This window comes from Streptomyces flaveus (assembly GCF_014647675.1).
Lineage (GTDB): Bacteria > Actinomycetota > Actinomycetes > Streptomycetales > Streptomycetaceae > Streptomyces > Streptomyces flaveus.
Genome location: NZ_BMPQ01000010.1, coordinates 133,861 through 158,925 on the forward strand (window position 1 = coordinate 133,861; position 25,065 = coordinate 158,925).

A 25,065-nucleotide genomic window follows, 5' to 3' on the forward strand; every position below is an offset into this window, starting at 1 on the left:
CACCAGAGGCAAATGTCCCTACCTGTCAGTACACAAGTGCCCCAGTACTCAAGGTGATTCAGTCGTCACGACGTCGGCGACCACGCAACTCACGTTGTCCGGTCCGCCGTTGTTGTTCGCCGCGATGACCAAGGCGCGAACTGCCTGCTCCGGGGCCGGAATTGTTGTCAGGACGCTCTGGATCTCCGCGTCCGGGACGACGCCCGAGAGGCCGTCGGAGCAGAGGAGATAACGGTCGCCCGGCAGCGCGTCGTGCAGGCGGAGGTCGGGAGCGGGAGCCAGTCCGCTGCCCGTCAACGCCTTCAGCAGGAGCGCGCGTTGGGGGTGGGCCATGGCCTCCTCCAGGGTGAGGCGGCCTTCGTCGAGCATCGACTGGACCATCGTGTGGTCGTGGGTGATCTGGAAGAGGGCGCCGTCGCGCAGGAGGTAGGCGCGGCTGTCGCCGATGTGGACCAGGGCCAGTTGGGAGCCGGTCCAGAGCATCGCGGTGAGTGTGGTGCCGTCCTCCTTGGGGTTCCGGGTCACGTCCTGGACCGCCTGCGTCGCTCCCTGGACCGCGTCCTCCAGGAGGTTGAGGACACTGCCTGCCGGAAGCGGCTCGGTGTCCAGGAACTTGAGAGCCTCGACCGCGGCCGTACTGGCGGGGGCGCCCGCCGGACCGAAGCCGTCCGCCACGGCCAGGACGCGGGTGCCCGCGTATGCCGTGTCCTGGTTGGCGGGGCGGACCAGGCCGGTGTCGGAGAGGGCGGCGTAACGCAGTTCCAGCATGGTGGTGTCCTTCCTCGGAACCTGTGAAAGGTGGTCGACGAGGAAGGCCGCCAGGTCACGGCGGGTCGCCGTCTCGGCCTCGACCCGCGCCCAGTACGCGCGGATCTCCGCCGCGGCGGACGCCGGTTCGAGCGCGCAGACCTGCCGTATCCAAGCCAACGGCATCCCGAGCCGCCGCAGCCACGCCACCAGGCGCGCCTGCTCCAGTTGCTCCGGCGCGTAGTAGCGATACCCGGTCTCCGGGTCCACCCGCGCCGGCCGCAGCAACTCCAGCTCGTCGTACAGCCGAAGCGCCTTCGGTGACAGTCGGCACGCCTTGGCGAACGCCCCGATCGTCAGCATGTCCATGCGCCCACCTAGTCAGTCGTTCCTCGTCCTGAACCGATGCTGTGGCCTCCCCAAAGGTGAAGGTCAATCCATGAGTTGCGGTTCCTTGCCGCTTGTTAGCCTGCGGGCCGGATCGCCGGGAAGGACCGGCGCACCGGAATCGACGTACGAACGAGGAGTCCGCCGTGACACACAGCACCCGCATCGCGCTCGTCACCTGCCGAGAGGTGCAGGAGACGGGATACGACCGCGACCTGCCGGTGCTCGCGGGCGCCGTGGAGGAGGCCGGGGCCGAGGCCGTCGTCGTGTGCTGGGACGAACCGGACGTCGAGTGGGGCGACTTCGATCTCGCCGTGATCCGGTCGACCTGGGACTACACCTGGCGGGCCGAGGAGTTCGTGGCCTGGGCCGAGCGGTGCGGGCAGGCCACGACGCTCGCAAATCCGGCCGATGTCGTGCGCTGGAACGCCGACAAGCGGTACCTGGGGGATCTCGGGGCGGCCGGGGTTCCTGTCGTCGACACGCGCTTTCTCGCTCCGGGGGACCCGGTCGACCTGCCCGAGGAGCAGGAGTACGTCATCAAGCCCACCTCGGGGGCCGGGGCCCGGTACGCGGCCCGTTACGCGCCGGGGGAGCGGGCGACGGCCGTACGTCATCTCGCGCGGATGCACGCGGAGGGGCTGACCGCGATCGTGCAGCCGTACGTACGGAGCATCGACACGGCGGGCGAACGGGCACTGCAGTTCTTCGGCGGGCGTTTCCTCCATGCCATACGCAAGGGCGCCGTCCTCGAACCCGGGACCGCGTACGACGAGGCCAAGGTCCCGCACCCGAACCTGCGGCCCTGGGAGCCGACACCTGCCGAACTCGCCGTCGCCGAACGGGCGTTGGCGGCGATACCCGGCGACCCCGAACTGCTCTACGCCCGCGTCGACCTCGTGGACGGAGACGACGGCGAGCCCCGCGTGATGGAGCTGGAGCTGATCGAGCCGAACCTCTTCCTCTCGCTGCACGCGGACTCGGTGCCGGTCGTCGCGGAGGCGATCGTCAAGGTTGCTCAGCAGCGGCCTGCCCGCTGACGGCCACCCGCTGCAACAGTCCCCACGTGAACTCCGCCACGCAGTCCCGTCGTACGCCCGAAGAGTCCGGCGCCGTGAACTTCAGCCCCCACCGCGTCGGCGCCGTCCCCTCCAGTGGCTGGACGGGCGCGAAGGCGTGGGCCGCCTCGTCCACCGTGCAGGACCAGGGCGTCAGGTCGTCGAGCGTGCGCAAGGAAAGACCGGCCGCGCCCGGCGCCCGTACCAGCCACTCGTTCCAGATCGCTCCGTTCGGGGCGAGGAGCACCTCGAAGCGGAGGTCCGGCCACAGGGGTACGGGCCAGAGCCGGGCCTCGCACTCCAGGTCGCCGATCTTCCGGGTCGTGACCGACTCCGGCTGGCCGAGGACGGAGTGGTAGCGCGAAGCGGCCGAGCGGGAGCGGGGGCCGCGGATCATCGCCTGCCAGCGGCGGTTGGCCTCGCGCATCTCTGCGATCGAGACGCCCAGCTCATGACGGGCTTCCTCCACCAGGTCCGGATTGTGGTCGGCCATGCGGCGCAGCAGGACGAGCTGGAAGTCGAGCCGGGTGAAGGGGCTGGTGGGTCGTTTCGCGGCGGGCATGTGTCCCATCCTCGCGGACACGCGTTCCATCGTCGCGTACGGACCGCTCGTCGCGTACGGGGTGTTCGCCCGGACGGCGGCCGTCCGGGAGGAACAGGACGGAGTTCACGTACCGGATGTACCGGTGGCCGCGGAACGGCAGCACCCGGCGGACCAGGCCCTGGGAGACGACGTGGGAGGCGCGCTCCTGGTGGGCCTCCAGGTCGAAGGAGGACAGGGGGAGCCAGGTGTCGCCGGGCAGGACCCAGCCCTCGTAACCGTGCTGGGCGAGGTGGGAGACGACCGGGGCGATCGGCTGGATGCGGGCTTCCAGCTCGATGAACAGGGCCGGCCGGTCGCGGGTCAGCAGGGCGGTGGCGCCGTGCAGGACCGCCAGTTCGTTGCCGTCGACGTCGATCTTGACGAAGCCGACGTCGTGGAGGTCCAGGCTGTCCAGGGTGACGCAGGGGACGTCCAGGGCGCGGGCGTGGATGTCCCGGCGGATGAGTGAGGAGACGCCGCGGTCGCCCTGGTCGCCGGGCGGCAGCCACAGCCGGGCGGTGCCCGGGCGGTCGCTGGCGGCGGCGCGGACCACCCGTACGTTGCCGGGGGTGGCGTCGGTCAGTAAGCGGGCCAGGTGCGGCACCGGCTCGACGGTCACCACACGGCGGGCCCGGTCCGACAGACGGCGCGTCCAGGGGCCGTACCAGCCGCCGACGTCCACGGCCGTGCCGCAGTCCGGCGGGCACAGCTCGGGGAGCCGGGCCAGCTCGGGCTCGAAGCGCGGGTAGACGAACCGGGCCGCCGCGGCGACGACGCGGAGCGGGATGAAGGGGGCTAGACGGGCCGCCAGGGTCATGAGGTGATCCCGGGGGTCTGGGGGTTTCCCCCAGTTATACGCAGCAGCAGTTGCTCGTGTTCGTCCTCGGTCACCTGCTCGCCGGAGGACGGGAGGAGCTGGGGTATGCCGTCGATGATCGGGTAACGGCGTTGCAGGCGTGGGTTGTAGAGGGCGTCGCCCGGCCCTCCCGGCTCCTCCGGTTCCTGTGCGAGGAGGTGCAGGGGCCCCTTGTCCAGCGGGCAGGCCAGGATCTTCAGGAGCGGGTCGTCAGGGTTCATGGTGGGGTCAACTCTCGGGTGGGGGTGGGGCGTTCGGGCTTGGATGCCGGTTCGGACTCCGGCACCGGTTCGGACTCAGAGGGCCGCTCGGGCTCCGACGGGGACTCGGGGTCCGGGGTCTGGTCGGGCTCCGACGGGGACTCGGGGTCCGTGGTCTGGTCGGGCTCCGACGGGGACTCGGGGTCCGTGGTCTGGTCGGGCTCCGACAGGGACTCGGGATCCGGGGGCTGTTCGGACTGCGACGGCCGCTCGGATTCCGACGTCGGCTCATGGTCCTCATGGTCCGGAGGCGGTTCGGTTTCCGAGCGGGACTCGGGCTCCGTCGGCCACCCGGAGGACTTCGAAAACCATGCCGACACCGGCGGCGGCTCCGGTTCCGGTTCCGACGGCGGTGTCGGATCCGACGGGCGGGGCTCCGGCTTCGCCGGCGGGTCGTGCTTGGGCATCGCGAGGAGTACGGAGACCGCCAGCGCCGTGCCGCCGAGGCGCAGCGCGAGCCGTACCGGGTCCTCGGGAAGCGCCTCGCCGAACGCGAGCGTGCCGAGCCCCGCCGTGAACAGGCAGGTCACCGTCGTACAGACCGGCACGATCAGCGAGGCCCGGCTGCGTTGCAGCGCCGCCTGCGACATGATCAGGCCGAACGCGCCGGTGAACATCAAGATGTAGGGATACGGGGAGACCAGCAGGTCGAGCACCGCTCCGCCGAGGCCGTCCGTCGTCAGGTAGCTCGACACGCCCTTGATGGCCAGCGAGCTCACCCCGTACAACAGGCCCACCGCCACGCCGTATTCGACCCCCGTGGTCGGCATACGGTGCCGGCGCCGCGCGCGGTGCTCGGCGGAGCCGTACAGCCAGACGCCCGTCGCCAGGGTCGGCAGGCAGACCAGCAGGATCGTCGAGACGGGGGCGCTGCGGCTGACGGTGTCGGAGCGTTCGTTCAGCGACAGTACGACCATCAGCAGTGCGGCGAGGATGGCGCCGAGTGCGTACCGCTCGCGGCCGGAGGTCTCCTCGCCCAGCAGCTTCGAGGAGAGCAGGACGAGGATGACCAGGCCGGAGACGAAGATGCCCTGGGCGGCGGCGATCGGCAGGGTGCGGTAGACGATGAGCTGGGCACCGAAGCCGCTGGCCAGGGCGATGGAGCCGCCGATCCACAGCGGGCTGCCGAGGACGAGGCGCAGCAGGCGCGCCGGTTCGCGGACGCTCACCGAGGGCATGGCCGTCAGCGCCCGTTTCTCCAGGACGAAACCGGTGCTGTACAGAACGTTCGCCAGCAGCGCCGCGGCTACCCCCCACCACATGGGCTACGTCCTCCGTGCGTGCAGGAGCAGAATCGAGGACATGGATGGTGCCCGGCACGCCAGCCGGTCCAGTGGGCGCATCGGGCGCGGTACGCCGTGGAAGGGCGCGCCCCGCAGCTGTACGACCTCGAAGCCCGACGCGGCCACGAACTCCCGTAGCGCGCGGGCGGTGTAGAGCCGCAGGTGGCCCACGACCTCCTGGCCCGGGCGGCCGTGGATGGCGCGCAGGCTCACCTCGGAGAAGACGGGCTGGACGCCGGCGAGGAGCAGGGCCCGGTTGTACCAGGCGGCCAGGTTCGGGGTGGAGAGCATGAGATGACCTCCGGGGCGCAGGATCCGGTGGATCTCGTCGAGGGCCGCGTCCGGGTCCACGAGGTGTTCGATGACCTCGCTGAACAGGACGGCGTCGGCACTGGCGGACTGGAACGGCAGCCCGCCGTCGGTGAGTTCGCCGCGTACCGCGTACGGGATGTGGGTGTGCGCGCGTTTCAGGGCGTCCTGGGACCAGTCGACGCCGATGATGCGGTGGCCCGCGAGGAGCGGGGCGGCGGTCGCCGCGGCGGTGCCGTCGCCGCAGCCGATGTCGATGACGGTCTGTACGCCGGACGTGGCAGGGCCGAGGGCGTCGGCGAGCATCCGGGCCTGGCGGAGGCTTCGGGGGGTGCCGGAGGCGACGGTGACGTCCGGGTCTTCGTAGAAGTCCCTCAGTCCGTGCGGTCGTTCGCGCTGGGGCGGGGCGGTGGTCATGGGCCGTTCCCCCTTGCGGGCTGTTCGCTCGTCGGCTGTTCGCTCGTCGGCTTCTTCCTTGCGGGCTTCTCCTGCGGGGACTCCTCTGCGTGTTCCGTCGCGTGCAGGTAGTGCTCGAACAGATCGCGGAGGTGGCAGCCGTCGCCGTGGCTGAGGAGGGTGCGGGACCAGCGCAGCGCCAGGTGCAGCCGGCCCGCCGTGGCGGCCGTCGTGACGGTCAGGCCGCGGGGCATGCGGGCGGGCGCGGAGAACCACACCGCGTTCGCGCGGCCCGCTCCCTCGCCGAAGTCGAGGGGGTAGGGGACGCGGCCGATGTTGCTCAGCAGGGTCGTCGACGTCCAGGGCGCGGCGGCTTTGCGCAGGCCTCTGGTGAGTGCGGCCCGCCAGGGCACGGGGGCCCAGGGGGAGGTCAACAGGGCGGCTCCGTGGCCGAGTTGGGGCCGGGGCTGGGCCTTGAGGGCGCGGGTGCGGTCTGCTGTACGGCGCAACAGGCGGGGCAGGTCGGAGGCGTCCAGCTCCTCGGGTGCGAACGGGACTTCGACGAGCCGGGTGCCGTTGCCGATGGGCATGTCCGTGCCGCGCGACCGGTCGTCCACCGGCATCGTGATGCGCATGGGCCGGGGGCGGGCGCCGTGTTCCCGGTTCCAGTGGGTGAGCATCAGCGCGGTGGCCACCATGAGCTGGTCGTTCACGGTGTACGGGGAGCCCTTGGGCCGGTGCGGCACGCGCAGCTCGGACACGAGCATGCCGTTGCCGGGAGAGGGCTCCGGGGTGCCGTGGGCGACCCGGGCGGGCGGGGCCCAGCTGGATGGGGCCTCAACCTCCGTGGGGGCGTCGCCAGTTGTACGGACCGGGGGCGCGGCGGGGGAGTTGTCGCGGCCTCCGTAGACCTCGGCCGCGGTGGCCAGGACCCTCAGGCAGGCGGGTCCGTCCAGGGCGGTGTGGTTGATGGTGAGGAAGAGAACGGTGCCGTCGTCCTCCGGATCGCGGACGACCTCCAGCCTGATCGGCGGGGACGCCGAGAGCGGCGGGGCGGAGGCGAGCGCCCTGTCCCGGGCGTGCTTCAGGGCGTCGCGGTCCGGCGCCGGGAACGTCACCACCTCCGCCACGTCCGGGTCGCGGGTGAGTTCCCACTCGTAGCGGCGGCGGTACCAGGGCCCCGCCGCCTCGCGCATCAGGATGCGCGGGTGGCGGTGCAGGGCCTCGGTGAACGCCGCCCTCAGCCGGGCCGCGTCCAGGTGGCCCGGCAGATGGACCTCGATGTGGACGGTCTCCGGCTCCTCCTCCTGGAGGCAGTGCCGGGCGACCTCGTCCACGACGGGGAACGGGATCCGGGCGGGCGGCCGGACGGGTCCGTCCGTGCCGCCGCGCGCCGGGTGGTCCAGGGCGGTCATGTGGCTTCGCCTTCTCCCGTCTCTTCCTTGTCCCGCGGTGCCGTCGGTGTCGTCTCCTCGGACCGTGCCGCCTTGGACTTCGGCTTACGGAGCGGGAAGCGGACGGTCGGTGGATCGGGTATCCGCCGGTCCGACTCGGGGCCCCGCGCGGAGACGGTGGGCCCGGCCTCGTACTTCGGCGGCGTCTCGGAGGACTCCTCCTCCGGCGTCCGGGACGGCGGCAGCACTCCCGGCGCACCCGCACCCGGCTCCGGAGCCGCACCCGACGGAGACCCGGCCTCGGGCGCCCCAGACTCGGACGCCGTCCCGGTCGGCCCGTACGTCTCCCCGCGCTGCCGATGCGGCAGCGGCGCCTCCGGCGTGGGCCCGGGCGGCGGCACCGGCGGCAGAACACCGAAGCCACCGGGACCTCCGGACTGCGACCCCGCAGGCGCAGCCCCCTGAGCCCTCTGAGGCTCCAGCTCGGCACCCCGTACCGACACCAGACCGGCGAACAGCCCGATCAGCGCCAGCAGTTGGGCCGCGGCCCCGAACGACCCCTCGTCCGCCGAGGTCGGCGTCCCCGCACCCGTGGCGGCGGCGATCCCGGCCCCCGCGAGCGCGACGAACGCGATCGGCACCAGCAGCGAGTGCCGCTTCCACGCGATGAACGCGAGCACCGGCACCAGCAGGGCGAAGAACCCGGCGATCACGGCGGCCACCAGCGTGAGCGCCACGGTGCCCAGGATCATTCCGGGGGCGGGCGGCAGCGGCGAACGCTCGTCGGTGTTGGGCGAGTTGCGCCGGTACAGGACGAGACCCACGAGTGCGAGCACCCCGACGCCGCCGCCGATCAGCCCGGCCTCGTACGTCGTGGAGGGCTCGTACGACATCTTGATGGTGCCGCCCTCGCCCGCCGGGATCCGCCAGCCCTGCTGCCAGCCGTCGAGCCGGACCGGGTCCAGCTCGTCGCCGTTCAGCGTGGCCTTCCAGCCGTCGTTGAAGTTCTCGTACGTCGTCAGGTACGAAGCCGCACCCGAGCCGACGCTCACCTCGCGGAGGTCGCCGAGCCAGTCCCGTACCTCCAGCTCACGCTCGGTCGTGGAGGGGGCCGGGACCGTGCCGCGGGTCAGCGTGACGTCCGTGACCGCGAGCGGTCCGGCGTCGCCCGCCTCGACGCGGTGCGCGCCCGAGTCGAGGGAGAGCGAGGTGTCCGCGCGGCCCTGCTGGCAGAGCGTCACCTCGATGGGCCGCCGCTTCATCAGGTCCTCGACGGTCCCGGAGGCGCTGGTCTCGTACAGCTCGTCGTCGATGGCGAGGGTCGGGCCCTGGCCGCACGGCAGGTCGAAGGTGCGGTCGACGTCGGGCTGCGGGGTGCGGTACTGGTCGAGCGCCGGGATGTAGGCCTCGGTGAGGCCGACCGGCAGTTGCAGATCGTCGTCGACGACCGGGTTGTGGACGGTCAGCTCCGCGGTGTCGGTGATCGTGATGTCCAGCCGGTCGGTGGTGATCGCCGGGAAGCGGACGATGCCGTTCTCGTCGGCATTGGCGATCGCCGCGCCGTCCGGCGAGCTGATGTCCACCTTGGTGGGCCGGGTGGACAGACCGCCCGCGGGCGGCAGCACGATCTCGTCGATGGCCTGCTTGCCCTGCCAGCGCAGATGGATCGTGGGGTTGTCCCCGGCGATCCAGGCGGTGGTCAGATCGCCGTCGGTGAGATTGCGGGGCGACAGACCGACACCGAGGCCGGCCGTGGATTCGGCGGTCGCGGTGAGCTGGTTCTGCTGCTCGGGCGCCACCCGGTAGAGCAGCTCGTCGAGTTCGGTGCTCGAGATCGGGACCGCGCTCGCCTTCACCTCGTACGAGCCCGCCGCCTCGGAGTTCCAGCGGCGGTGCAGGCCCGCCTCCGTGCCCGTCGGGGAGACGCCGCCCGGGTCGGAGGCCCGGTGCAGCGAGACGACCTCGGCGGCGGCGTCGGTGCGCTCGGCGTCCTTGGGGAGCCGCAGCATGCGGGTCACCTGGACGTCGGGGATGGTGATCTCGGAGAAACCGGCACCGGTGAGGCCGGCATGCCGGGCCACCGAGTCGACGATGGTGATCCGCAGCCAGTCCGTCTCACCCTCGGGCGCCTTGATCCGCTGCCGCATGCCGTTGGCCTGGAGGTAGCTCGTCGCGGAGCCGTTCTCGGTCTCCACCCGCACCCGCGTCGGCGCAGAGCGCACACTGTCCTGCGGCAGCGGCGTGACCCGGATCGAGGAGGGGATGTCGGTCTTCTCCGTGAAGCCGATCCGCAGCCACTCACCGTCCGCCGAACCCGCGGCGCCCTCGGCCCACGCGGTGTTCGGGTTGCCGTCGAAGGCGTTCACGGGGTCGTACTGCGGCAGATAGAACATCCAGTTGCCGCTCGACGAGGCGGTCACCGAACGGGCGCCGCGCAGTTCGGCCACCGTCTGGTGCTGGATGCCCTCCGTCGGCAGGATCTGGTGCGGCTTGTCACCGGCGTCCTGGGAGCTGCCGGAGTGATTGCGTTCGTCGCGGGTGTACGTGTACGAGGTGTTGGCGTTGACCAGACCGAACCGTGTGTCGGCGCGTCGCAGCCCGTCACCCGTCACCTGGAGCGGGGGAGTGCCGAGCCCCGGGTGGTTGTCACCGGTCAGCACGGCCGGCCGGTCGCGGAACGCCGGATCGGCGGACATCGGCAGCAGTGCCTCGGGGCCGCCGGAGACGACGGCCGTGTCGGCGACCGCCTTCAGTCCGGCCTGCCCCGGCCGCTGCACGTCCTCGGCCGGCTCGTAGATCTCGACGGCGCGCTGGCGCGGGTACAGACCCTCGATCTGTATCGGGGTGTTCTCCGGGATCGTCCCGCCCGTCATCACCGGGCCGAGGCCGGTCACCCGGCGGTAGCCCGACTCCTCCAGGGTGCGCTTGACGGTCGAGGTCGGTACGTAGCCCATCTGGTCCGGGTCGAGATCGTTGCGTACGACGACGTAGTGGAGCCCGGCCCGGCTCAAGTAGTCGCCCAGGCCCGGGACTTCGCTGCCGGTCAGCAGTGCCTGCTCGACCGCGTCCATGGCGCGCCGGTTGCCCGCGGTGCCGAAGGGCACATAGTCGCGCTGTGCCCAGCGGGACTCGGCGAGCACGTCGAGGGGCTGGTCGATGGAGGAGCCCCAGGTGTAGATGCCGTGCGCGGTGGCGGGGACGACGAGGGCTCGGGAGTCGGGCGAGTTCTTCTCCAGCCAGTCGGCCGTGGCCTGCCAGTACTTGGGCAGCTCCTGGAACGAACCCGGCTGCAGGATCGACCCGTTGAGGTAGGGGAGCGCGAGACCGGGCAGTACGAGGACCGCCGCGATCAGCGGGGCGAACCGCCGGCCGCGTACGGGACGGGCGCCCCGAGTCTCGGAGGCGATGCCGACCAGGTGCATCAGCCCGAAGACCAGCGCGAGGGCGAGGCCCACCTGGAACTTGTAGATGTTGCGGAACGGAGCGAGGCCGCCGTCCAGCCAGCCCTGGAAGGTCTCGTGGAAGGGCGCGCCGAACGAACCGCCGTACCCGGCAAGGGTGATGAGCGCGACCGACAGCACGACCAGCACCAGCCAGCGCCGCTCGGGCAGGTCGCGGCGGGCGAGCCCGGCGAGACCGAGGCCGGCCGCGAGGGCCGAGCAGACGATGACGACGACCGAGGAGGCGACGGTCCAGCCGGCGGGCAGCCAGGCCTCGCCGAAGTTCAGATAGGCGACCCAGTTACCGGCGCCACGCAGCATCTCCGTGGCCGACATGGTGGCCGTGGTGGTCTGCGAACTCTCGATGTACGGAAGGAAGTTCTCGCCGTAGATGCCGAGCAGCAGCAGTGGGATGACCCACCAGGCGGTCGCCAGGAGCACCCCCGGCACCCACCAGGCGATCAGCTTGCGCTGCCTCGGGCCGCGGGGGCGGGAGAGGAGATACAGGCCGACGGGCAGCAGGGCGGCCAGAGTCGTTGCCGCGTTGACACCGCCCATGAAGGGGATGAGCAGCGCCGAGCGCAGGGCGGCGATCCGCGCGCTGTAGCGCTCGTTCGTCAGCGGCAGCAGCACCCACGGCAGCATCGCGCCCGGCAGCGCCGCCGCCGAGGTCGAGCCGACGACGATGGTGAACACCGGCCACAGCGCGTACACCACCGCGCCAAGGAGGCGGGAGGGGCGGTTGCCGATGCCGAGCCGTTCGGCCAGCCGCAGCGCACCCCAGAAGGCGACGCTCACGATGAGCGACAGCCACAGGCGCTCGGCCAGCCAGACCGGTATGCCCAGCAGGTCGGTCAGCGCGTAGTACGGCAGCATCGGGAAGGAGTAACCGATGTACTGGTCGGCGATTCCGCCGAAGCCGCCGCGGTCGTGCCAGAGCTGACCGAGATCGGCCATGAACTGCCAGGGGTCGACTGTCACTCCGAGCTTGGTCTCGAAGGTCTGCCGGCCCGGGTCCACGGCCAGGAACAGCACGAACACCACGGCCCAGAACCCCAGAAGCCACCGTCGTGACCTCGGCCCCTCGGGGGGGTCGGGCACAGGAGGGAGGGGACGTGTCGGCGCCGGGGGAGGAGCCGACTGGACCGTGCTGGTCATGGATACCGCCGGAGTATGAGGAGGAGATTCCAGGTGGCGAACTCGCGCAGCCCCGGCGCCTTCGCGACGGTTTCCGCGAGGAACGGCCAGTAGCGGGAGCGCGCGGAGACGACCGTGACGTCGTCTCTTTCGCGCACCTGCCTGAGGGTGGTTCCGATATGTACGGCGAAGAGGTTCTCGCCGAGTGTGTGCTTGGCGTCCTTGCCGGTACGCCGCTGGTAACGGGCGCGGGCCCGCTCGGCACCGAAATAGTGCCAGGGCGCCCACTCGTGGCCGCCCCAGGGGGACAGCCAGTTGGTGAACGACACGTAGATGAGTCCGCCGGGCTTGGTGACGCGGACCATCTCACTGATGAAGGTCTGCGGGTCGGCCACATGCTCGAGGACGTTGGAGGAGAAGCAGACGTCGGCGACACCGTCCGCCAGCGGCAGCAGATAGCCGTCCGCGACGACCGCGCCCTGGGGCGGCTTCTCGCCGAGTTCCTGTACGTCCGGCTCGAAGAGGTAGGCGTGCGCACCGCGCCGCTGGAACTCCTCGGTGAAATAGCCGCCCCCGCCGCCCACGTCCACGACGGTCCGGCCATTGACCGGACCGTCGTACGCCTCGACCTGGTCGACGGCGTCACGGGCGAGCAGCGAGTAGCAGGCCTCCGGGTCTTCTTGTTCGTGGAGGAAGGCGCGGAAGAGGGCGACGGAACGGCGCAGCGAAGGGTCCTTCAGACCCGTCCCCGTACGTCTGCCCTTGCCCGTGCCTCTGCCGGAACCCGTGGAAGTGCTCATGGCTGGTAGCTCCTCACCGCCTCCGCCGCCACCGCGCGGAACTGCCGCACGGTCTGGTGCCAGCGGTACTGGGCGGCACGTTCACGGGCTGCCTTGCCCATCAGGGTGCGGCGTTCGGCGGACAGGGCGAGGGTGCACCAGGCCGCCGCGAACGACGACTCGCCGCGGGCGAGGAGCCCGGTCTCGCCGTCCACGATGGAGTCCCGCAGACCTGGTACGTCGAAGGAGATGGCCGGAGTCTCACGGGCGGCCGCCTCGGTCACCACCAGACCCCAGCCCTCGACGGCCGAGGGGTGCAGCAGCAGCCAGGAGGCGCAGAGCAGCCGGTGCTTCTCGGCTTCGGAGACATGGCCCTTGAACTCCACGCCGGGGCCCGCGAGTTGCTCCAGGCGTTGGCGTTCGGGCCCGTCGCCGACGATCACCAGACGGCCGCCGGTGATCGGGCGGACCCGCTCCCACAGCCGCAGCAGCAGATCGATGCGCTTGTACTCGACGAGCCGACCCATCGCCAGGAACAGCGGCTCCGGGGAGCGTTCGGACCGTGGGCCCGGCTCCTCGACGCCGTTGTGGACGACCCGTATGCGCTCACGCTCGACGCCGATGTCGCGCAGCGCGTGTGCCGTCGACGGGGAGACGGCGACCAGCAGATTCTTGCGCTGGGCGCCCGCGAGCGCCCAGTGCTCAAGTCTTCGGCCGAGGCGGGCGGCGGGCGCAAGCGGACCGCCGAACCGCATCTTCCACAGATCGGTGTGTACGTGGTTGACCAGGCACAGGGTCGGTCCGCGATGCCACAACGGCGCCAGGTACGGCATCCCGTTGCAGACCTCGACCAGCAGATCGCAGTCGCCGACCTGGCGCTGGAAAGCCGAGCGGACCTTCAGGTAGTGGCCGAGGTCGCCCCCGGCCGACACGACTCGGTAGTCGCGGTGCGCGGCCGGCCCCCCGCAGAGCAGGGTGACCTGGTGGCCGAGCTGGGTCAGGCCCTCGGCGAGCTTGTCGACGAGGAGTTCGGAGCCGCCCGCCGCCGCGTTGCCGAAGTCACGGCGGGCGAGGAAGACGATGCGGCGCGGTTGCGGGGGATGCGCCGGGGGTCGTTGCGCGGTGCGGGGGAAAGCAGCGCGCAACGACGAAGGCACGTGCTGGGGCATTGGTGCTCCAACTCGTCTCGGGGTGCGGAACCAGCGTGGGGGGTACGGCAGGTGCGGCGTTTTCGGCAAGCTCACGCGGTGCGGATGTGTGGTGGTTGTGGGACCGGCTGTGGCGATGGTGTGGGCAGGCTGTGTTTGGGTGGGGGTGGATAGTTTTCGCCCACCGGTTCGATGCTGCTACTCACCCAGGTGACAAATTCCGGCCTTTATCGAGCTGACGTCTCATCACATTGTGAGCGGCTGCTGGGACGACTCGGACGTTTCAGGATTTGGACGCCCGCGCACCACCAAAATGACCCCCACGATGGCGAGCAGTCCGCCCGCCAAACCTGCCCCGATGGGCAACGTCTGTCCCACCAGGCTCAGTCGACGGCTGTCGGCCTTGGCGAGTTTCACCTGTTCCTTCTGTGTGTCCGTGGTGAAGGCGATGCGCTTGACGTCCAGCAGCACCGCGGCGTCCTCGTCGGAGCCGGGCGCCCGCAGCGTCTGACGGATCCCGGTCGCCGCGTACATGATCCGGCCCGTGGCCTGGTCGACGACCAGCTCGAGACCGTGGTTGGCGTACCACTCCTCGGCGAGCACCTGGCTGCGCTCGGGCTGGTCCACGATGGTGCCCGGCACCATCCGGGTGCCGTTCTTGGTGGGTGCCACCTTCGCGGTGAACCGCACGCCCTCGTACCCCTGGATCTTCTTCTTGCCCCGGTACTCCATGGTGATCGTCGAGCCCAGGGTGCTGTCCCACCAGCGGTAATCGCGCTCCTGCACGCCGAAGGGGAACTTCAGATACGCCTCGCCCTCGATGTACGGCTCTTCCTTGCAGCAGTGCACCGGAGCGTTCGTCTTCCGGTTGGTCACCCAGCGCTCCACCGTCCAGAGCAGCGCGTCATGCGGGTCGGCCGCCGGCAGCGACTTCTCGGTGTCGAGGGTGGTCGAAACATCCCAGACCGCCCGGCCGCTCTTCTCGCTGTCGGCGACATCGCCGCGGACCTGCCGGGTGATCGTGATCTTTTTGTTGTGAACGGTTTCGACTTCGTCCGTGTCGAAGTAGCTTCCCGTGCCGGTGAGTACGGTCTTGGAGTCGATGTCGATCGGGTTCTGCTTAGCACGCGGTTCGACGTACCAGGCGAGCAGGGGGGCCAGGACGAGCAGAAACACGCCCAGACCCAGGATGATCAGCGAAAATGGTGAGGCGGTGCGGCGCATCCGGGCACTCCAGAGGCTTGTGGTGACACGGCACAGGGATGTGCGGGCACAGTGATGGGAGGGTGCACAAGCGGTATGGGCCGGGAACCGTAGGCGCACCCTTGACTAAGTGTCAATGCATTGTCGAGACTGTCCCCTGCCGGAAGGGACCGGCTGGGGCGTACGAATGGGCAGGCAACCGCACGGATTTCTGATGCGGTTGACCGGGGTGGGACCACCATTCAACCCGGTGGGACCACCTTTCGACTGAGAGGGCTGAACTTTCGATGCCCAGACTGCTTGCCGCCCTGCTGACGGTAACCGCCGCCGCTGTACTCGCCGTTGGTGCCGCCGTCGGCATCGTCGCGCTGCTGAACGCGACTCCGGAACAGCCCAACACCCCCCTCATCACGTATGAGACGGCCGGCCGGGACCGCTGACCATGGCGCTCCGCCCCGTAACCACCGGAACCATCAGCACGCGCTCGGCCTGGCGTGACGTACCGCGCCTCCAGGTCCGGGAGTTCGCGGCCATCGCCTTGGCCGAGGCGCCGGACCTCGCCGAGGAGATCCTGCGGGAGATCCGCCGCGAGTACCCCCATCTGCCCGTCGTGCTCGACGACTCCGGCGAGCCCATGGCGCTGATCGGCATCCGCCGGGCCATCGAGGTCTTCATCCAGCATCTGGAGAGCTCCGAGGGCCGTCCGCGCGTCCACCCCGAGGTCTTCCAGGAGTTCGGCCGCGGTGAGGGCCTCAACGGCCGCAGCCTCGACTCGCTCCAGGCGATCTACCGGATGGGAGTACGCCTGGCCTGGCGCCGTTTCGCCGAGATCGGGCAGCGCGTGGACATCCCGCCGCCCGCGATGTACGAGCTGGTCGACGCCGGTTACGAGTACCTGGACGGACTCGTCGACCAGTCCGTACGCGGCTACGCCGAGGCCGCCGCCCGGCAGGCCGGCGAACGGCTGCGCCTCCAGCGCGGGCTGATGGAGCTGCTGCTCACCGAGCACCACCGGGGCGACCCGACCGAGGCGTTCGCCGAACGGGCCGCGCGCATCGGCTGGCCGATTCCCGCCAAGGTCGCGGTGGGCGTACTGCTGCGGCCCGCCCGGGAGGCCGTGGCTCCCGCCGTCGGGCAGGGCGTACTGCTGGACATGGAGTACGAGCAGCCCCGGATGGTCGTGCCCGACCCGGTGGCCGCCGGGCGCCCCGAGTTGCTGCGGCGCGCGATGACCGGCTGGGCGGGCGCGATCGGCCCGCCCGTACCGCTGGCCGACGCGGCGAAGTCGCTGCGCTGGGCGGAGGCGGCGGTGCGGCTGATGGAGCGGGGCCTGCTGCCGTCGGGCGACGTCCTGTACTGCACGGAGCACACGGAGGCACTGGTCCTCCTCCAGCCGGAGGAACTGATCGACGACCTGGCGCGGCGGTGTCTGGCGCCGCTCACCCATTGCGGGCCCACCCATGGGCGGCGGCTCGCGGAGACGCTGCTGGCGTGGCTGGAGACGCGGGGCGGGGCTCCTGAGGTGGCCGCGCGGCTGGGGGTGCACCCGCAGACCGTGCGGTATCGCCTTCGGCAGATCCGCGAACTCTGGGGCGACGAGGTCGACAATCCGGATCGGCGCTTCGAGCTGGAGCTTGTGTTGCGTGCGCAGCGGTTGCGGGGGGAGCTGGGGGATCCGCGGGCTCGGCGCTGACGCTCCGCTGGTGGGCCGGTTTTATGCAGGCCGGTTGTGAGCCGCGGGTCCGTCGTGGCTGGTCGCGCAGTTCCCCGCGCCCCTGACGGGGCGCCCCCCGGCTCTGTTTTCCCTGCTCAGGCCGTCGTGGTTACCTGCGTGTTGCCTGGCGAAAGCCACTATGCGTAGCCTGTGTTCGTTATGCCGATCATCTGTTGAAATATCGAACATCAGGGAGGGGGCCGGTCGTGGGACGTCTCGTGCCGGCAGTGACCCGGGCTCTCGACATTCTCGAGCTCTTTCTCGACGGGGACGGAACACTCTCCGCCCCCGACATCGTGCGCAAGCTCCAGCTGCCCCGCACCACCGTGCACGAGCTGGTGACCACGCTCGCCGCCCGCTCGTACATCGTGCAGGTGCCGGGCCAGCCCGGACGCTACCGCCTCGGCGTGCGCCCGTATCAGCTCGGCAGCCGGTACGCCGAGCAGCTGGACCTCGCCGCCGAGGGCCAGCAGGTCGCCCGGTCCGTCGCGGAGACCTGCGACGAGACCGTGCACGTCGCGATCCTGGAGGGCACGAACGTCATCTACATCGCCAAGGTCGACTCCACGCACGCCGTGCGCATGGTGTCCGCCGCAGGCCGCCGGCTCCCCGCGCACTGCACCTCCGTGGGCAAGATGCTGCTCGCCTCGCTCCCCGACTCCGAGCTGGCCTCACGGGTCCCCGAGGACGGCAAGCTCCCTGCGATGACACCGAACAGCATCACCGACCCGGCCGCCCTGCGCGAGGCCCTCGCCGAGATCCGCCGCCGGGGCGTCGCCGTGGAGCGCCGCGAGTCGAACCCTGACGTCAGCTGCGTAGCCGCCCCCGTACGCGACCGCACGGGCCAGGTCGTCGCCGCGCTCTCCATCTCCGTACCGATGATCCGCTGGAGCGACGACCGCCGCGGCGAGCTGGAGCAGCTCGCCGCCAAGGGTGCCGCGGAACTGTCGGAGCGACTCGGGCACCGGAGCGTGGCATGACGGTGGAAGTGGCCGTACGCGAATACGCCACCCTGGGCGAGGGCCCGACCTGGGACGCCGACGCCCAGCGGCTGATCTGGATCGACATCCTCGGCTCCAGGGTCCATACGTACGAGCCCGGCTCCGGCCGCCGTACGGTCCTCGTGACCGAGCAGCACGTGGGCGCCGCGAAGCCTCGTACGGGCGGCGGTCTGGTGCTCAACCTCCGGGACGGCGTGGCGCTGTACGACCCGGAGGAGCCCGACAGCTTCCGCTGGCTGCACCGGGAGGTCGTCCCCGGGCGTCGCGCCAACGACGCGGCGGTCGCACCCGACGGTTCGCTGTGGGCGGGCACGATGCGCTACGACGAGGCGCCGGGCGGCGGCAACCTCGCCCGTTTCACCGCCGACGGCACGGTGGAGGTCGTCCTCGACGACGTGGCCGTCAGCAACGGCACGGGCTGGAGCCCCGACGGGCGCCTCATGTACTACATCGACTCGCCTACGCGCCGTATCGACGTCTTCGATGTCGGGGACGACCAACGGCCGGTCAACCGGCGCCAGTTGGCGGCCATCGAGGACGGCGCCGGCTTCCCCGACGGCCTCACCGTCGACGCCGACGGCTGCGTCTGGGTCGCCCTGTGGGACGGCGCCGCCGTCCGCCGCTACACCCCCTCCGGCGAACTGGACCGCGTACTCCCGCTCCCCGTCCGCCGCCCCACGGCCTGCGCCTTCGGCGGCTCCGGCCTGACGGACCTTTACATCACCACGGCCCGTACGGGTCTGGAGGAGCCGCATCCGATGTCCGGCTCGGTGCTGGTGGTGCCGGGTGCGGGGAAGGGGCTGGCGCAACCGGCGTTCGCCGGGTAGCCGCAGACTTCACGAAGCGCTTTCCCTGTCCAGCAACTGGATTGGGAAAGCGCTTTCTGCGTGAACCCTTGACGCGCAAGCGCTTCGATTCTACGGTCCCGTTCGAAGCTGCGGGCGTCATTCGAAATCTCGAACTTCGAATGGCCGGTAGACACCTCGGACAATAAGGCGGGGCATGGGACGACCTGACCTGAATCGCAGGCAACTGCTGGGCGGAATCGGCGGATTGGCGGTCGCGGGCAGCTTCGGTTTCGCCGCGCTGGGCACCGGCGCCGATGCGTTGGCCTCCGGCGCGGACGCCCGGGTGCGCTACTGGAACCTGTTCAGTGGCGGTGACGGCGCCAACATGATCGCGATGTTGGACGCCTTCCGTAAGGAAAACCCTGGCATCGACGTGAAGGACTCCACCTTCCAGTGGGGCAACCCCTTCTACAGCAAGCTCGCCATGGCCGCCGCCGGCAACCGCGCACCCGACCTCGGCGTCATGCACCTGGGCCGGATCACCGGCTTCTCGCCCGGCCGTCTCCTGGATCCCTGGGACGTCGACCTGCTCGCCAAGTACGGCGTACGGGAGGCGGATTTCAACCCCGACCTGTGGAAGCGCGCCGTCATCGACGGCAAGCTCTACGCCCTCCCGCTCGACATCCACGTACAGCTCTGCTTCTACCGCAAGGACGTGCTGAAGAAGGCGGGGCTGCTCGGCGACGACGGCCGGATCGTGCCCGTGACGTCGACCGGCGAGTGGTTCGACGTGCTCAAGGAGGCCAAGAAGGCCACCAAGAAGGGCCTGCAGACCATCGGGTTCTGGATCAACGACCAGAACTTCCAGTGGTGGTTCTTCGTCGCCTTCTACACCCAGCTCGGCGGCACCTGGTTCAACGCCGCCAACTCCGAGGTCACCTTCGACACCGACAAGGCCGTCCAGGTCCTGGAGTTCCTGCGCCAGCACGTCACCGACGGGTACGCCAACCCGGGCATGGGCTCGGTCGGCGCCGAACAGTTCATGAACGGCGCGCCCTTCGCCTGGGAGGGCAACTGGTCGGTGCCGGTCTTCTCCGGAGCGAAGCTCGATTACGGCGCGACCCCGCTGCCGCCCGTCTTCGGCAAGCAGGCCACCCACGCCGAGTCGCACGCCTTCGTCCTGCCGCACCAGTCCGACCGCGGCGGCGCCACGAACGAGGCCGCCCACCAGCTCGCCGCCTACGTCGTCCAGCACGCCCAGCAGTGGGCGGCCGGCGGCCACATCCCCGCGTACACGCCCACCCTGTCCACGGCCGCGTACAAGGAGCTGAACCCGCAGAGCGAGTACGTGTCGGCCATGGACCACCAGGCCACCGAGCCGAAGGTGTGGTTCGCGGGCTCCACCGGCATCCTCGCCCAGCGCATCGGCCCCATCGTCGTCTCCTCGACGATGGGCTCCGCCAAGCCGGAGGCCGTCGCCCGCCGGATGAAGGGCGCGCTCACCCAGTTGCTCGGCATGAAGAACCCCATGGACGGCCGGACCGCCGCGCAGGGAGGTGCCGTCGCATGACGACCGCAGGCACAGAGACCGTCCTCGCACCACCTCGCGCGAAGACCGCCGCACTGAGCGCCACCGTCCGCCGCAAGCAGGGCTTCCAGCACGGCGGCTGGTTCGTCGCCCCGTTCCTCGCCCTGTTCGTGCTCTTCGTGGTCTGGCCGCTGGTGCGCGGCGTCTACCTCAGCTTCACGGACGCCAACATCGCGGGCGACAGCGCCAACTTCGTCGGCCTCGACAACTACCGCGAGGCCCTCCAGGACCCGCAGATGTGGGACGCGCTCGGCCACAGCGCCTACTTCACGCTCCTGGTCGTGCCCTGCATCACCGTCCTCGCCTTTCTCCTCGCGATGCTCGCCCACCACATCGAGCACGCCAAGTGGCTGTGGCGGCTGTGCTTCTTCGCCCCGTTCCTGCTGCCCTCCACCGTCGCGGGCAACCTGTGGCAGTGGCTGTTCAACCCCGGCACGGGCATGATCAACCACGTCTTCGGCCTCGAGACACCCTGGCTGACCGACAAGTCGTACGCCATGTTCGCCATCGTCATCACGACCCTGTGGTGGACGGTCGGCTTCAGCTTCCTGCTCTATCTCGCCGCGCTCCAGGGCATCCCCGCCCACCTCTACGAGGCCGCGAAGCTGGACGGCGCGAACGCCTGGCACCGCATGATCCACATCACCATGCCGATGCTGCGCAACATCACCGGGCTCGTGATCGCCCTGCAGATCCTCGCCTCGCTCCAGGTCTTCGACCAGGCGGTCGTGATGATGGACTTCTCGCCAGGACCGGAGGAATCGACCCGCACCTTCGTCCAGTTCACCCTCGAAGAGGGCTTCACCAGCTACCGCGTGGGCTACGCCTCAGCGATCTCCATCATCTTCTTCGTGATCATCGCGTCCGTCGCCCTCGCGCGGATGTGGCTGCTGCGCAACCGTGAGGAGGGCGGCCGATGAGCACCGCCGCACAGATACGCGTCAAGCCCCGCAGGCCCTGGACGCCCAGCCAGATCGTGCTCACCCTCCTCGGCGTGGCCGTCTCCGTGGTGTTCCTCGCCCCCCTCGTATGGGCGCTGTTCACCTCGCTCAAGTCGGAGACCGAAGCCGTCGAGGTGCCGCCGCACTGGCTGCCGAAGGAGTGGACGGCCCAGGCCTGGTCGGCGATCTTCGAGACCGGCAACATCACCAACTGGTTCGTCAACTCCCTGGTCGTCTCGGTGTGTGTGACGACGGTGGTGCTGACCGTGAGCGCCCTCGCCGGCTACGGCTTCGCCCGCACCGAGTTCCGCGGCAAGAACGTCCTGCTGGGCGTGGTCATGGCGGGCCTGATGATCTCCCCGGCTGTCCTCGGCGTCCCGCTGTTCACCACGGTCCAGCAGATGGGGATGGTCGACACGTACTGGGGCATGATCCTGCCGCAGTGCGCACCCGCGGCCATGGTCTACATCCTCTACAAGTTCTTCCAGGGCATCCCACGCGAACTGGAGGAGGCCGCGTTCATCGACGGCGCCGGCCGCTGGCGGGTCTTCTTCACGATCGTCGTCCCGCTCGCGAGGCCGTCCCTGGCGGCGGTGGGGATCTTCACCTTCATCGCCTCATGGAACAACTTCCTCTGGCCGTACATGGTGACCAACAACCCCGACCTGATGACGATGCCGAACGGCATCGCGACGGTCATGAACTCCTATGGCATTCAGTGGGCTCAGCTGATGGCGGGTGGGTTGATGGCCGGACTTCCGCTGATCATCGTGTTCGTCTTCTTCCAGCGGCAGATAGTGGCGGGGGTGGCCCACACGGGCTTGGCAGGGCAGTAACTCTAATAAGCAGACGCCCAGTTGAGCGCCCCTTAGGGGCGCGGGGAACTGCGCGACCAGCCACCGACAACCCGCAGCCGCCAACGAACAAGAACCACCCTCCCCGAAAGGCGACCATGCACACCGCCCGCTTCACCCTCGACCCCGCTTTCAAGGTCGGCGAGGTCAACCCTCGACTCTTCGGCTCCTTCGTCGAGCACCTCGGCCGCTGCGTCTACACCGGCATCTACGAACCGGGCCACCCCACCGCCGACGAAGACGGCATCCGAACCGACGTCCTGGACCTGGTCCGCGAACTCGGCGCGACAGCCATCCGCTACCCCGGCGGCAACTTCGTATCCGGCTACAAATGGGAGGACTCGGTAGGCCCCGCGGACGAACGCCCCCGCCGCCTCGACCTCGCCTGGCACTCGACCGAGACCAACCGCTTCGGCCTCTCCGAGTACATCGCCTTCCTCCGCAAGGTCGGCCCCCAGGCAGAGCCCATGATGGCGGTCAACCTCGGCACCCGCGGCGTCGCCGAGGCCCTGGAACTCCAGGAGTACGCCAACCACACCTCCGGCACCGCACTCGCGGAGAAGCGCGTCGCCCACGGCGACAAGGACCCCTTCGGCATCAAACTCTGGTGCCTCGGCAACGAGATGGACGGCCCCTGGCAGACAGGCCACAAGACGGCGGAGGAGTACGGCCGTATCGCCGCCGAGACAGCCCGCGCGATGCGCCAGCTCGACCCGACCGTCGAACTCGTCGCCTGCGGCTCCTCCAGCCAGAGCATGCCGACGTTCGCCGAGTGGGAGGCGACGGTGCTGGCGGAGACGTACGACCTCGTCGACTACATCTCTCTCCACGCCTACTACTGGCCGGAGGACGGTGACATCGACTCCTTCCTCGCCTCCGCCGTCGACATGGAGTCCTTCATCGACAACGTCGTCGCGACCGCCGACCACGTGGGCGCGAGGCTCAAGTCGAAGAAGCGGATCAACCTCTCCTTCGACGAGTGGAACGTCTGGTACCTGCCCAAGTGGGAGGAGCACGCGAAGACGTTCGAGCAGGACGACTGGCCCGAGGCCCCCCGTCTCCTGGAGGACAACTACAGCGTCACCGACGCCGTCGTCTTCGGCTCGCTCCTCATCGCGCTGCTCCGGCACGCGGACCGTGTGACCGTGGCCTGCCTCGCCCAGCTCGTCAACGTCATCGCCCCGATCATGACCGAGCCGGGCGGCCCGTCCTGGCGGCAGACGACGTTCTTCCCCTTCGCGCAGGCGTCCCGGTACGGGCGCGGCCAGGTCCTCGACGTACGGGTCGACTCACCGACGTACGAGACGAAGAAGTACGGCGAGACGGACCTGCTGCACGCCACGGCCGTACGGGCGGAGGACGGCTCGGTGACGGTGTTCGCGGTCAACCGCAGCCGCACGGAGGCTCTTCCTCTCCAAGTATCCCTGAACGGACTGGATTTGACCTCCCTGGTCGAGCACACCGCGCTCGCGGACGCCGACCCCGACGCCCGCAACACCCTCGACAACCCGGACCGCGTAACCCCACACCCCGTCGACGGCACCACCCTCCAGGACGGCACGCTGAACGCCGTCCTGGAGCCCTTGTCCTGGAACGTGATCCGGCTTCGTTAGTACGTTCACCGGTCCACCGGCAGAAGCTCGTCGTGCGAGGCGTGGGGGAGGGCCACGCCTCACGGGCCCGGGCCCATGCCCCCTATCCCATGCTGGACGCCTCGGCCAGGATTCGGGCCAGCTCGGTGGGCTTGGTGACCATGGGCCAGTGGCCCGAGTCGATGTCGACGAAGTCGACGTGCTTTGCCTGGGCGAGTTCCGGGGCGTCGCCGGCGTTGATCCACTCCTGCGCCTGGGCGGGCGTGAACTCCGGGCACACGACCACGACCGGGACGTCGAACCGCCGCTCGTCCGCCAGCCGCACCACGCCCTTGGCAACGCCTGCGGGTACGGGGATCGCTGCAGCCGCGAACTTTCGCCTGGCCTCGTCGTCGAGGTCGGCGGCGTCCGGCCCTTCAAAGGGGTCCCAGCCCGGGAAGGGCATGACGCCGTCCCTCACCTCGAAGAAATCGGCGTACGGCTGACCGTCGGCGGACGGGAAGCCGCCGATGAGGCAGACCTTGGCCAGCCTCTCCGGCCGCCGGTCGGCGGCAAGCCAGGCCAGCGTGCATGCGGCTGAATGCCCCACCACCATGGGCTTGCCGGGCGCCGCGTCCACCGCGGCGAGCACCGCCGCCACCTGATCGTCGAGCGTGGCGGACGCGAGGCCGTCCCCCTGGCCCGGGAGAGTGAGCGGCACCGGGCGATGGCCGAGCGGCTCCAGTGCGGACGCGACGCGGCCCCACACGGATCCGTCCAGCCACAGGCCGCCAATGAGCAGGATGTCCACGGTCAGTTCCCCTTCTCCGGCTTCATGGCCCCCACCGTAGGACGAGACCCGAACAAGTCGCTGCCGGTTTGCCCGACGACCCAAGCGTCCCGGCTGTGCTCACGCCTCGCCCTGCGCGGCAAGGCCTCTGGAGTGCGGGGGTGTGATCGCGGAAATGTGACACTCGACCCCGTCACTGTCACATTCCCACGACAGCTACCCGCCCTACCTCTGGGCTCCTTTGCCTATCCCACGCGGGTACTGCATCAAGGCGTGAGCCTTTGGGAGGCAGCGGCCCATTCGCGGTCGAGCATCGCGTGGACGACGGAGTCACGCCATCGGCCAGCCTTGAAGATGTGCTCACGGATGGTCCCCTCCTCGACCATGCCCGCGGCTGCCATGGTCTTCGCCGATGCCTCGTTGAGCGGGGAACGTGCTCCCCAGATGCGGTGAAGGCCCAGATCCTCGAACCCGAGGCCGAGGAGGAGGCGCACGGTCTCGAGCCCGTAGCCGACTCCCCAGGCATCGGGGCGCAGCGCGAAGCCCATGGTGGCTCCGCGCTGCTGATGTGGGTCGGCGGCCAGGCGGCCGGACCCGATCAGCTCGCCGGTCTTCCGTTCGACGACGGCGAGTTGGTACTCGGCGCGGGCGCTCACGGTGGCGGAGGCGATCGACCGGGACACGACCTCCGCGACCTGTTCACGGGTGCGCGGTTCGAACGACAGATGCTCCGTGGCTTCGGGGCTGCTGTAGACGGCGAGCATCGCATCCACGTCCTCGTCGGCGAGTTCACGCAGATCAAGACGTGGGCCGGAACGTGAGACCGGGTACATGCCCG

At 70.1% G+C, this 25,065-nt stretch carries 21 protein-coding genes and 1 pseudogene; 9 read left to right on the forward strand and 13 right to left on the reverse strand.

Annotation, left to right across the window (positions count from 1 at the left end; translation table 11 throughout):
- Positions 1 to 48: 48 nt before the first annotated feature.
- Positions 49 to 1,116 carry a MerR family transcriptional regulator gene (locus IEZ21_RS21635; protein WP_189323576.1) on the reverse strand — a complete coding sequence of 356 codons (1,068 nt, stop codon included), beginning with the start codon at positions 1,114 to 1,116 and terminating at the stop codon, positions 49 to 51.
- A gap of 164 nt (positions 1,117 to 1,280) precedes the next feature.
- Here IEZ21_RS21635 and IEZ21_RS21640 point away from each other — a divergent pair, with 164 nt between their 5' ends.
- Positions 1,281 to 2,174 (forward strand): ATP-grasp domain-containing protein, encoded by an 894-nt coding sequence (locus IEZ21_RS21640; RefSeq protein WP_189323577.1) that lies wholly within the window; start codon positions 1,281 to 1,283, stop codon positions 2,172 to 2,174.
- Here the strand turns inward: IEZ21_RS21640 and IEZ21_RS21645 are convergent.
- The 10 genes and pseudogenes from IEZ21_RS21645 to pgfA all read right to left on the reverse strand — a co-directional run bounded on the left by IEZ21_RS21645 (position 2,143) and on the right by pgfA (position 15,001).
- Complete coding sequence (locus tag IEZ21_RS21645; RefSeq protein WP_189323578.1) at positions 2,143 to 2,754, reverse strand: hypothetical protein; 612 nt, start codon at positions 2,752 to 2,754, stop codon at positions 2,143 to 2,145. The two genes, IEZ21_RS21640 and IEZ21_RS21645, sit on opposite strands and share 32 nt — an antisense overlap.
- Complete coding sequence (locus tag IEZ21_RS21650) at positions 2,642 to 3,592, reverse strand: FkbM family methyltransferase (RefSeq protein ID WP_189323579.1); 951 nt, start codon at positions 3,590 to 3,592, stop codon at positions 2,642 to 2,644. The genes IEZ21_RS21645 and IEZ21_RS21650 overlap by 113 nt, the downstream gene beginning before the upstream one ends.
- Positions 3,589 to 3,852, reverse strand: a complete 264-nt coding sequence (locus IEZ21_RS21655) for a Trm112 family protein (protein WP_189323580.1) — start codon at positions 3,850 to 3,852, stop codon at positions 3,589 to 3,591. Before IEZ21_RS21655 ends, IEZ21_RS21650 begins: the two co-directional genes overlap by 4 nt.
- Positions 3,853 to 4,238: 386 nt before the next feature.
- Positions 4,239 to 5,153: pseudogene (locus IEZ21_RS21660) on the reverse strand (hypothetical protein); the annotation flags it as partial.
- Positions 5,154 to 5,156: 3 nt separating this feature from the next.
- Entirely contained in the window at positions 5,157 to 5,900 is a 744-nt protein-coding gene (locus IEZ21_RS21665) for a class I SAM-dependent methyltransferase (RefSeq protein WP_189323581.1), read from the reverse strand.
- Positions 5,897 to 7,294, reverse strand: coding sequence for a condensation protein (locus IEZ21_RS21670; protein WP_246568006.1), 1,398 nt, complete (start codon positions 7,292 to 7,294; stop codon positions 5,897 to 5,899). The genes IEZ21_RS21665 and IEZ21_RS21670 overlap by 4 nt, the downstream gene beginning before the upstream one ends.
- Entirely contained in the window at positions 7,291 to 11,871 is a 4,581-nt protein-coding gene (locus IEZ21_RS21675) for an alpha-(1->3)-arabinofuranosyltransferase (protein ID WP_189323582.1), read from the reverse strand. Before IEZ21_RS21675 ends, IEZ21_RS21670 begins: the two co-directional genes overlap by 4 nt.
- Entirely contained in the window at positions 11,868 to 12,650 is a 783-nt protein-coding gene (locus IEZ21_RS21680) for a class I SAM-dependent methyltransferase (RefSeq protein ID WP_051744673.1), read from the reverse strand. Before IEZ21_RS21680 ends, IEZ21_RS21675 begins: the two co-directional genes overlap by 4 nt.
- On the reverse strand, positions 12,647 to 13,798 hold the full coding sequence (locus IEZ21_RS21685) for a glycosyltransferase family 4 protein (protein WP_189323583.1): 1,152 nt from the start codon (positions 13,796 to 13,798) through the stop codon (positions 12,647 to 12,649). The genes IEZ21_RS21680 and IEZ21_RS21685 overlap by 4 nt, the downstream gene beginning before the upstream one ends.
- A 225-nt stretch (positions 13,799 to 14,023) precedes the next feature.
- Positions 14,024 to 15,001, reverse strand: coding sequence for a cell envelope lipid trafficking protein PgfA (pgfA, locus tag IEZ21_RS21690; RefSeq protein ID WP_033320732.1), 978 nt, complete (start codon positions 14,999 to 15,001; stop codon positions 14,024 to 14,026).
- 266 nt (positions 15,002 to 15,267) lie between these two features.
- On the opposite strand from pgfA, the gene IEZ21_RS21695 reads away from it, so the two are divergent.
- The 8 genes from IEZ21_RS21695 (at position 15,268) to arfA (ending at position 23,479) form a co-directional block, all read left to right on the forward strand.
- Positions 15,268 to 15,420 carry a hypothetical protein gene (locus IEZ21_RS21695; RefSeq protein WP_189323584.1) on the forward strand — a complete coding sequence of 51 codons (153 nt, stop codon included), beginning with the start codon at positions 15,268 to 15,270 and terminating at the stop codon, positions 15,418 to 15,420.
- 2 nt (positions 15,421 to 15,422) lie between these two features.
- Complete coding sequence (locus IEZ21_RS21700; RefSeq protein ID WP_033320731.1) at positions 15,423 to 16,673, forward strand: PucR family transcriptional regulator; 1,251 nt, start codon at positions 15,423 to 15,425, stop codon at positions 16,671 to 16,673.
- A 227-nt stretch (positions 16,674 to 16,900) separates the two neighbouring features.
- Positions 16,901 to 17,674: an IclR family transcriptional regulator gene (locus IEZ21_RS21705; RefSeq protein ID WP_189323585.1), complete on the forward strand. Its 774-nt coding sequence runs from the start codon at positions 16,901 to 16,903 to the stop codon at positions 17,672 to 17,674.
- On the forward strand, positions 17,671 to 18,522 hold the full coding sequence (locus tag IEZ21_RS21710) for an SMP-30/gluconolactonase/LRE family protein (RefSeq protein ID WP_189323586.1): 852 nt from the start codon (positions 17,671 to 17,673) through the stop codon (positions 18,520 to 18,522). Before IEZ21_RS21705 ends, IEZ21_RS21710 begins: the two co-directional genes overlap by 4 nt.
- Before the next feature lie 175 nt (positions 18,523 to 18,697).
- Positions 18,698 to 20,053 (forward strand): extracellular solute-binding protein, encoded by a 1,356-nt coding sequence (locus IEZ21_RS21715; RefSeq protein ID WP_189323587.1) that lies wholly within the window; start codon positions 18,698 to 18,700, stop codon positions 20,051 to 20,053.
- On the forward strand, positions 20,050 to 20,991 hold the full coding sequence (locus IEZ21_RS21720) for a carbohydrate ABC transporter permease (protein WP_189323588.1): 942 nt from the start codon (positions 20,050 to 20,052) through the stop codon (positions 20,989 to 20,991). Before IEZ21_RS21715 ends, IEZ21_RS21720 begins: the two co-directional genes overlap by 4 nt.
- Entirely contained in the window at positions 20,988 to 21,848 is an 861-nt protein-coding gene (locus IEZ21_RS21725; protein ID WP_189323589.1) for a carbohydrate ABC transporter permease, read from the forward strand. The genes IEZ21_RS21720 and IEZ21_RS21725 overlap by 4 nt, the downstream gene beginning before the upstream one ends.
- Before the next feature lie 116 nt (positions 21,849 to 21,964).
- Complete coding sequence (gene arfA / locus IEZ21_RS21730; protein ID WP_189323590.1) at positions 21,965 to 23,479, forward strand: arabinosylfuranosidase ArfA; 1,515 nt, start codon at positions 21,965 to 21,967, stop codon at positions 23,477 to 23,479.
- 82 nt (positions 23,480 to 23,561) lie between these two features.
- Here arfA and IEZ21_RS21735 read toward each other — a convergent pair whose 3' ends face one another.
- Both IEZ21_RS21735 and IEZ21_RS21740 read right to left on the reverse strand, forming a co-directional pair.
- Positions 23,562 to 24,248: an alpha/beta fold hydrolase gene (locus tag IEZ21_RS21735; protein ID WP_189323591.1), complete on the reverse strand. Its 687-nt coding sequence runs from the start codon at positions 24,246 to 24,248 to the stop codon at positions 23,562 to 23,564.
- 245 nt (positions 24,249 to 24,493) lie between these two features.
- Positions 24,494 to 25,060 carry a GNAT family N-acetyltransferase gene (locus IEZ21_RS21740; RefSeq protein ID WP_189323592.1) on the reverse strand — a complete coding sequence of 189 codons (567 nt, stop codon included), beginning with the start codon at positions 25,058 to 25,060 and terminating at the stop codon, positions 24,494 to 24,496.
- Positions 25,061 to 25,065 lie beyond the last annotated feature (5 nt).

Excerpts from the sequence above, each read along its gene's own strand:
- IEZ21_RS21675 (WP_189323582.1), bottom strand. The coding sequence starts at position 11,871 with ATGACCAGCACGGTCCAGTCGGCTCCTCCCCCGGCGCCGACACGTCCC.
- IEZ21_RS21740 (WP_189323592.1), bottom strand. The coding sequence starts at position 25,060 with ATGTACCCGGTCTCACGTTCCGGCCCACGTCTTGATCTGCGTGAACTC.
- IEZ21_RS21710 (WP_189323586.1), top strand. The coding sequence starts at position 17,671 with ATGACGGTGGAAGTGGCCGTACGCGAATACGCCACCCTGGGCGAGGGC.
- IEZ21_RS21685 (WP_189323583.1), bottom strand. The coding sequence starts at position 13,798 with ATGCCCCAGCACGTGCCTTCGTCGTTGCGCGCTGCTTTCCCCCGCACC.
- IEZ21_RS21655 (WP_189323580.1), bottom strand. The coding sequence starts at position 3,852 with ATGAACCCTGACGACCCGCTCCTGAAGATCCTGGCCTGCCCGCTGGAC.
- IEZ21_RS21680 (WP_051744673.1), bottom strand. The coding sequence starts at position 12,650 with ATGAGCACTTCCACGGGTTCCGGCAGAGGCACGGGCAAGGGCAGACGT.
- IEZ21_RS21715 (WP_189323587.1), top strand. The coding sequence starts at position 18,698 with ATGGGACGACCTGACCTGAATCGCAGGCAACTGCTGGGCGGAATCGGC.
- pgfA (WP_033320732.1), bottom strand. The coding sequence starts at position 15,001 with ATGCGCCGCACCGCCTCACCATTTTCGCTGATCATCCTGGGTCTGGGC.
- IEZ21_RS21695 (WP_189323584.1), top strand. The coding sequence starts at position 15,268 with ATGCCCAGACTGCTTGCCGCCCTGCTGACGGTAACCGCCGCCGCTGTA.
- IEZ21_RS21700 (WP_033320731.1), top strand. The coding sequence starts at position 15,423 with ATGGCGCTCCGCCCCGTAACCACCGGAACCATCAGCACGCGCTCGGCC.
- IEZ21_RS21720 (WP_189323588.1), top strand. The coding sequence starts at position 20,050 with ATGACGACCGCAGGCACAGAGACCGTCCTCGCACCACCTCGCGCGAAG.
- IEZ21_RS21670 (WP_246568006.1), bottom strand. The coding sequence starts at position 7,294 with ATGACCGCCCTGGACCACCCGGCGCGCGGCGGCACGGACGGACCCGTC.
- IEZ21_RS21650 (WP_189323579.1), bottom strand. The coding sequence starts at position 3,592 with ATGACCCTGGCGGCCCGTCTAGCCCCCTTCATCCCGCTCCGCGTCGTC.
- IEZ21_RS21645 (WP_189323578.1), bottom strand. The coding sequence starts at position 2,754 with ATGCCCGCCGCGAAACGACCCACCAGCCCCTTCACCCGGCTCGACTTC.
- IEZ21_RS21635 (WP_189323576.1), bottom strand. The coding sequence starts at position 1,116 with ATGGACATGCTGACGATCGGGGCGTTCGCCAAGGCGTGCCGACTGTCA.
- arfA (WP_189323590.1), top strand. The coding sequence starts at position 21,965 with ATGCACACCGCCCGCTTCACCCTCGACCCCGCTTTCAAGGTCGGCGAG.
- IEZ21_RS21665 (WP_189323581.1), bottom strand. The coding sequence starts at position 5,900 with ATGACCACCGCCCCGCCCCAGCGCGAACGACCGCACGGACTGAGGGAC.
- IEZ21_RS21725 (WP_189323589.1), top strand. The coding sequence starts at position 20,988 with ATGAGCACCGCCGCACAGATACGCGTCAAGCCCCGCAGGCCCTGGACG.